Consider the following 365-nt stretch of genomic DNA (forward strand, 5'->3'; position numbering starts at 1 on the left):
TCACATCGCGCGGTCCCGGCATCTGGCATAAATAGCGTATCCCCGACAAAAGCCGCATCACCTAAAACATGCGTCATGCAAGCTGGGGTATGTCCGGGAGTATGCAAAGCAAAGCAACTTAGCTGCCCGACAGTGTAGCGCTCTCCATCCGTAAATAGATGATCAAACTGAGATCCGTCTCGCGCAAACCCAGCACCCTCATTAAACACTTTACCGAACACAGATTGCACAACAGAAATCTGCTCACCTATGCCGAGCTTCCCTCCAACATGCTTCTGTATATAGGGCGCAGCACTGAGGTGGTCTGCATGCACATGCGTTTCGATCAACCACTCTACGGATAGATTGTTTTGTTCGATAAACTG

At 49.9% G+C, this 365-nt stretch carries 1 protein-coding gene; it reads right to left on the bottom strand.

Going from position 1 to position 365, the window contains the following annotated elements; translation table 11 throughout:
- Positions 1-365 (bottom strand): MBL fold metallo-hydrolase (locus A3750_RS06300; protein ID WP_156498451.1); only part of this gene is annotated, 365 nt, incomplete at both ends.

Source organism: Oleiphilus sp. HI0079 (genome assembly GCF_001635105.1).